Origin of the sequence: Coleofasciculus sp. FACHB-712 (assembly GCF_014695635.1) — a bacterium.
Taxonomy (GTDB): Bacteria; Cyanobacteriota; Cyanobacteriia; order Cyanobacteriales; family FACHB-T130; genus FACHB-T130.
Genome location: NZ_JACJOQ010000658.1, coordinates 1 through 6,948 on the forward strand (window position 1 = coordinate 1; position 6,948 = coordinate 6,948).

At 39.8% G+C, this 6,948-nt stretch carries 6 protein-coding genes and 1 pseudogene; 6 read left to right on the forward strand and 1 reads right to left on the reverse strand.

Annotation, left to right across the window (positions count from 1 at the left end; all coding sequences use genetic code 11):
• The 6 genes from H6F50_RS24900 to H6F50_RS24925 all read left to right on the forward strand — a co-directional run.
• Positions 1-771: CHAT domain-containing protein (locus H6F50_RS24900; protein WP_190430748.1), on the forward strand; the 771-nt coding region annotated here is incomplete at its 5' end.
• Between the two features lie 264 nt (positions 772-1,035).
• Positions 1,036-2,418, forward strand: coding sequence for a serine/threonine-protein kinase (locus H6F50_RS24905; RefSeq protein ID WP_190430749.1), 1,383 nt, complete (start codon positions 1,036-1,038; stop codon positions 2,416-2,418).
• 119 nt (positions 2,419-2,537) lie between these two features.
• Positions 2,538-3,938: a serine/threonine-protein kinase gene (locus tag H6F50_RS24910; RefSeq protein WP_190430750.1), complete on the forward strand. Its 1,401-nt coding sequence runs from the start codon at positions 2,538-2,540 to the stop codon at positions 3,936-3,938.
• 175 nt (positions 3,939-4,113) lie between these two features.
• The gene (locus H6F50_RS24915) at positions 4,114-4,344 is read left to right on the forward strand and encodes a hypothetical protein (protein WP_190430751.1); all 231 of its coding nucleotides are present in this window, start codon (positions 4,114-4,116) and stop codon (positions 4,342-4,344) included.
• A gap of 134 nt (positions 4,345-4,478) precedes the next feature.
• The gene (locus H6F50_RS24920) at positions 4,479-5,267 is read left to right on the forward strand and encodes a hypothetical protein (protein WP_190430752.1); all 789 of its coding nucleotides are present in this window, start codon (positions 4,479-4,481) and stop codon (positions 5,265-5,267) included.
• Positions 5,268-5,394: 127 nt separating this feature from the next.
• Positions 5,395-6,846, forward strand: coding sequence for a serine/threonine-protein kinase (locus H6F50_RS24925; protein WP_190430753.1), 1,452 nt, complete (start codon positions 5,395-5,397; stop codon positions 6,844-6,846).
• Here the strand turns inward: H6F50_RS24925 and H6F50_RS27405 are convergent.
• Positions 6,843-6,948: pseudogene (locus H6F50_RS27405) on the reverse strand (IS630 family transposase); the annotation flags it as partial. The gene H6F50_RS24925 and the pseudogene H6F50_RS27405 overlap by 4 nt on opposite strands.

The window sequence follows — 6,948 nt, forward strand, 5'->3', positions numbered from 1 at the left end:
GAATTCCTATTTCTCGTTCCCTTTCCCGCGCTGCAAGACGAGCAAAGCAAATACTTAATCGAAAAACATACCATCCTCACCGCTCCTGCAATCCAAGTTTTGGACTTAACCCGTAAGCAGAAGCAGAACAGTCAAAGATTAGCTAAGGATGTGCTGGTTGTCGGCAATCCTACCATGCCTAAAATTAAAATTGGGAAATTGGAGGCAAGCTTAGAGCCTCTGCCTGGTGCAGAAAAAGAAGCAATTCAAATTGCTAAATTATTCAATACCAAAGCACTTACAGGTAGCAATGCCACCAAAACGGCGGTAATGCAGAAAATGCAGAAAGCTCGTATCATCCATCTGGCTACCCACGGCTTACTTCATGATTTTAAAGGATTCGGTGTACCGGGAGCGATCGCGCTTGCTCCTTCTGGTACACCTGACGACGTAGTTGATGGCTTACTTACCGCAGGCGAAATCTTCGACATGAAACTAAGCGCCGATTTAGTGGTTCTCAGCGCTTGCGATACGGGACGCGGAGACATTACAGGTGATGGCGTGGTTGGCTTATCTCGCTCTTTAATTTCTGCGGGAGTTCCCAGCGTCATGGTCTCGCTGTGGGCAGTTAATGATAATTCTACAGCCTTTTTGATGACCGAATTTTATCGCAATTTACAACAAAATCCTGACAAAGCGGTTTCCCTCCGTCAAGCAATGCTGACAGCAATGAAACAATATCCCAATCCTAAACAATGGGCGGCTTTCACCCTTATCGGAGAGTCCGAGTAACACTGCAAAACATTCGACTTTAGACAAATCTGTGCAATATCCAAACTAAGAAAGTCTTAATTATTATCCAGTAGCTGAAACTCTCTGCCCCCTTTTGCATAACTTCTCCTCGCTGGGATATATATACAAGCAGTTTGTTAACCTCTAGGAAACATTGTCTATAAATTGTCATTCGTGCCTAACAAACGTGACTCAAAGGGCATGAGGGTAGTAGCAACGTCAAATACGTAACAAATAACAAAAGATAAAATATTAGGTGAGCAAATGGATAGTCAAATCTTAGGAGCGCACTACCAAATCCACCAGGAATTAGGAAAAAAAGCTGGTCGAAGGACAATTTTGTGTAGCGAACAAGCGACTGGAGAATTAGTGGTTGTCAAGTTACTGACTTTTAACAGTGATTTTGAGTGGGATGACCTCAAACTGTTTGAGCGGGAAGCAGAAGCTTTAAAAAACTTGTCACATCCAGCTATTCCTCGTTACTTAGACTATTTTGAGATAAACGCTTCCGAGCTAAAAGGATTCGCTCTCGTTCAAAGTTATATTCCTGCACAATCTTTGTCCCACCATGTCAAAGCAGGTCGGATTTTTACTGAGATAGAAGTTAAAGAAATCGCTAACGCTATCTTAAAAATTTTGATGTACATACATCGTCAAAATCCGTCATTGATTCACCGAGATATTAAACCCAGTAATATTTTATTGGGCGATAGGTCTGGTAATAGTGTTGGCATTTATCTGGTAGATTTTGGATCAGTGCAAACTGTCGCCGCCCAAGAAGGCGCAACTCGCACAGTAGTGGGAACTTATGGATATATGCCCCCAGAGCAATTTGGTGGACGTACAGTTCCCGCTTCAGATTTATACAGTTTAGGTGCAACGTTAATTTATTTATTAACAGGTGTCCATCCTACAGATTTACCACAGAGAGAGTTTCGCATTCAATTCGAGCAAAAAACGAATCTTAGTCTGACTTTTAGTGACTGGTTGCGGCGGATGTGCGAGCCAAACTTAGAAAATCGTTTTGATTCAGCATACCAAGCTCTACAAGCTTTGAATCAAAATCCCAATCTTTTAGCTATCAATCGACCACTTATCAGGAGAATTCAACTTAGAAAAAGTAGCAAATTTCTAGAAATTTTCATGCCGCCAGAACACTTAGATTTTTTTGAGGTTTTGGGAACGTTTATTTTTATTTCATTTGCTATAGGAATTGCAACCCTGTTCTTGTACGCTTTGTTTGATGAATTCAATATGACTTATCTGCTACCTATAATATTTCTATTAGTGTACTTATATTTCCTTTCATCGTACTTTATTAGTAAAACACTTTATATAAACCAGGAAAAAGTTATTTTTAGTAAAGAGTTGTTTGGATTTTTGAAATTTCATTTAGCTCCAGAATCACCACGAGAAGAAATTGTCAAATTGGTTTATTTCTCCGAATACGTTGACCAACGTGAAAATTCTCACGGTAATAGATATTCAGTAACTGTGGGCGCACAATTGGAAATTTGGGCTGGGATTTATAAGTATAAATTTCCTGGTGCTAGCATAAATTTACCCAAAGAAGAAGTGCAATGGCTGGCAAAAGAATTAAGCACTTGGTTGGATTTGCCGATTTTATATGCAGATAAGCAAGTTTAAAAAAATAAATTAGGGCGAACAGGTATTCAATACAATTAAATAATCCCTAGAACTATCGCTAATTAAATATTCTGTTTGTTTCAATCGAAGTTAGAAAAGTTTAAGGAGTAATATTGCTTATGCTAGTGAATAAAATATTAGGCGATCGCTATCAAATTCAGCAGGAGTTAAGCAAAAAAAACGGACGAAAAACCCTCCTAGCGCATGATTTGCGTACGTCAGAATTAGTAGTTATTAAATTACTATCATTAAGTAGTGATTTTGAATGGGATGACCTTAAATTATTTGAGCGAGAAGCGGAAACTCTAAAAACACTCAATCATCCCTCGATTCCTCGTTATTTAAATTACTTCGATGTAAATTTACAAAACCTAAAAGGATTTGCTTTAGTACAAACCTATATTCCTGCAAAAACTCTAGAGCAATATTTACAATCAGGTCGAACTTTCACTGAAGAAGAAGTAAAAGAAATAGCTCTATCTATTTTAGAAACTTTGATTTACTTGCACGAACAAAACCCACCTGTCATTCATCGCGATATCAAGCCAAGTAATATTTTATTAACCGATAGGTCTGGTAATAGTGTTGGTAACGTTTATTTAGTCGATTTTGGCTCTGTGCAAACTATTTCTGACAGCAAAGGTGGAACAATGACTATAGTAGGAACCTATGGCTATATGCCACCCGAACAATTTGGCGGACGCACTGTTGCTAGTTCTGATCTTTATGGTTTAGGTGCTACTTTAATTTATTTAGTAACTGGAACCCATCCCGCAGATTTACCACAAAAGGATTTTCGCGTTCAATTTAGGCAAAAAGCTAATCTTACTCCAAGCTTTACCAACTGGTTGCAGCAGATGACGGAACCAAGGTTGGAAGAGCGTCTGGATTCTGCAAAGCTAGCGCTACAATCGCTTAATGAACCACGGTTAAATCTCATTTGTAAGTGTGTTAAAAAGCCATTCGGAAGTAAAATTAAATTAACCAAAAACATACATAGCATAGAAATTTTTATTCCTCCACCTGGCTTTTTTGACTTAATCAAAGCTGGGGCTAGTATGTTTTTTCTTACTCCAATTATTTGGGGTTTAACCTGGTTTTTAACTTTTCAGTTTTTTTCTCTTGGTTTGGTAACTATATTGTTCCTACTCTTCTTCTGGCTACCATTAATGTTTCTAAGTTTATGGATATTAATTTTTTGGGTATGTTTCCCATATTCACTTATCGACTCTTTATTGGGTAAACGACGATTGCGTATAGAATCAGAGCTGATTTACTTCACCCATGAGTTGTTAGGATTTGAGTTTGAGTCTTTTCTCGCAATCAAAAATATTACTAAATTAATTTATAATCCAGGCGAATTTATTAATAAAGACAGAGAGCAATATCCAGATACTTTAGAAATTTGGGGTGAAAACCAAAAAATAGAAATTAGTAGCAGTATCAAATCAAATGTAGAAAAAGAATGGATAGCCCATGAATTAAGTGAGTGGTTAAATGTACCAATTACACAAACTTAGCTGAGTTTTCGAGTTGAAGAAATTTCAAATATACAACGGTTATTAAACTTAAATAAATACTGCAAAGCTTTTCTAATTTACTATAGGACAAGGTATATATAAAATTAATCCATATAAATTAAAACAGCAGCTACCGGAACAATAGAAAGGCCAGTAATTCCTCTGAATTAACTAGTTGCATAACCTGCTACGCCAGATAGGAGTAGTAATTCCCCATGCTAGGAGAAGAATAGATATTTTGCGATCGCCTAATTGCGATCGCAACCCTTGGGGTTCTGCGCGAGCATTCCGGGGAACGGGAACGCCTTCGGAGTCAGCTTCACGCTACTTCCAGGGAAACGCCTGCAAGAAATCTGAACGACAAACAGTGTTGGCTATTCCAGCGAGTTCTTCATCTATTGCATAAGTGCTGATGCTCCAAAGATATATATTCTGCGAGCGCACAGCCTTGTATATAAAACTCGCTTTGCTGTGTGTTCAACCGAGAAGCATCAACTCATCGTTTATCGGGTGCTGAAAAGTAGAACCAAGGAGCCAACGATGCAGAAAAATAAGTTGCAAATTCTGCACTGCAATTGCGGAATGCTTTATGTCAGTAAAGGTCGCGCTTTAGGCAACAAAATGACTTGTTCTAAATGCGGTCGAACTCCTCAGATAGAACAACTCAAATTAGCATCATTTTCTTCAAAAACTATCCCCAGTCGGTCTACTCTTCTGAGGAATTACAACCAATTTTCAGCAATTTTTTTGACCAGACGCATTGTTTTAGCAGCAGTATCTATTGCCAGCTTATTAGGTATGATGATTTATCTCCCTAGAACGCAACCTCCAGGAACGCAGCTATCTACCGTACCAGTCTCCTTAAAGTCTGCACGGAAACCAAGCCCAAACCGTCCTCCTGTTTCTCTTCCAAACGGCACTGATATTATCCCACCTCAAGATTTGCAGGGATTTGGGAAGCTAAAAATTATTAATGGAACGACCCGCGATGCGGCTGTAAAACTTGTAGATAGCGTCTCTGGGAAGACGCGCCGTTTTGTGTACGTTCAGGCTAATCGAGAAACGAACATTGTAAATATTAGCCCTTGTAACTGTCGCTTAAAGTTCAGTATGGGAATAGATTGGGAGCAAAAAAAACAAAAGTTTTTGCAGAACCCTTCGTTCTCGGAATTCAGCAAACCCTTAGATTTTAAGGAAATTAAAAGAGAGGCGGGAGTAGAGTGGATGGAGTATCGGGCGACACTACATCCTGTACCTCACGGAAGCGCCCGAACGAGGCAAATTGATGAAAGGGATTTTGAAGAGAAACAGGTTGGTCAACAACCGTAAATTTGGTGCGATTCTCCTTAGAGACAACAGAAATGTTAAAAATGAAACCCTTGTTGAATCCTCATCATTTGGAATTCACATAGCCTTGCTGCAAAACTTGATCACCACACAGGAGCAATAATTTCCCATGCTAGGAGAAGAACAGATACTGCGCGATCGCTATCACATTCAATGCCAATTGGGACACAATTCTGGACGGCGTACCTTATTAGCGCAGGATTTACAAACCCAGGAACTTGTTGTGCTTAAGATTCTCACTTTTAACAGTGACTTCCGTTGGGAGGATTTAAAACTGTTTGAACGAGAAGCAGAAACCCTCAAATCTCTATCGCATCCGGCAATTCCCTGCTATCTTGATTCCTTTGAATTGCACTTACCCGATCGTCAGGGATTTGTACTCGTGCAAACTTATATTCCTGCAACGTCCTTGCAGGAATGGATTAAGCGCGGACGGACATTTAGCGAAGAAGAGGTAACACAAATCGCGAAAGCATTACTGAATGTATTGAGCTACTTGCACTCTGGCAATCCTCCGGTGATTCATCGGGATATTAAACCAAGCAATATTTTATTAACTAGCGATCGCTCTGCTCATCAAGTTGGAGATATCTACTTAGTTGATTTTGGTTCGGTGCAAACGGCTGTCCGAGAAATCGGGACGATGACGATTGTGGGAACCTATGGTTATATGCCACCCGAACAATTTAGCGGACGTGCTTTTCCAGCCTCCGATCTCTATAGTTTGGGAGCAACATTAATCTACTTGGTGACAGGGACACACCCCGCAGATTTGTTACAAGAAGATTTGCTTCTTCAGTTTGAACCCGTGCCGCATCTAGTTCCCAGCTTTGTGCAATGGCTCAAGCAAATGACCCATCCCAACCGCAAGCAGCGATTTAGTTCAGCTCAAGCAGCTCTCGCGACATTAGAGCAGCCTTCTCTTCTGCAACTCCCATCTGTTGCATCAGCGACATCAACTCCTCTAATACTCCAAAAACCTGATGACAGTAAAATTTCTCTTCTCAAGGATGCAGAAGTTCTAGAGATATATCTACCTCCAGAAACTTCCAATGCAGGAGCGGGTTGTTCAATTTCCTTTATCTTCTGTTTTACGATTTTGTCGTTGATGGCGTTAATTGGCTCTTTGTTTAGTGGTAATGGGTTACTAATCTTGATCAGCTTATTTCTTTTAGGAATGGGTCTTTCTGGTTTGTGGCAATATTTTTTCGCAGCGAATGTCAATACCTATATCTATATCGATCGTCGGTCAATAAAGGTAACTCAAATAGCGTGGAAAATACGGCGGCTGGTTTTTCAGGCAAGTCGCCGTAACCTCTATAAATTGACTTACCTGAAGCGCCTCTATCGTCGCGATACTGAAGCAGGCATTACAGAGGTACCGCCAGAGTTAAAGATTTGGGCTACAGATGGAGTCAATTATACAGACGCTAGTTCTAGCTATCGCATCGGGCAATCGCTAAGTACAGACAGCGAAACCCGTTTCTTTGGCTATCTAAAAACAGAAGAACTTGATTGGTTAGCACAAGAGTTAAGTAATTGGTTAGAGTTAAGTGCTTAAGCAAAATTAATTACATATTCGGTTCCGACTTTTTTTAGCACATTTTTGACATACTTTACTAAACTTTTCCAGTCCCGATAAGCCTCTATCTCTATCCATTCA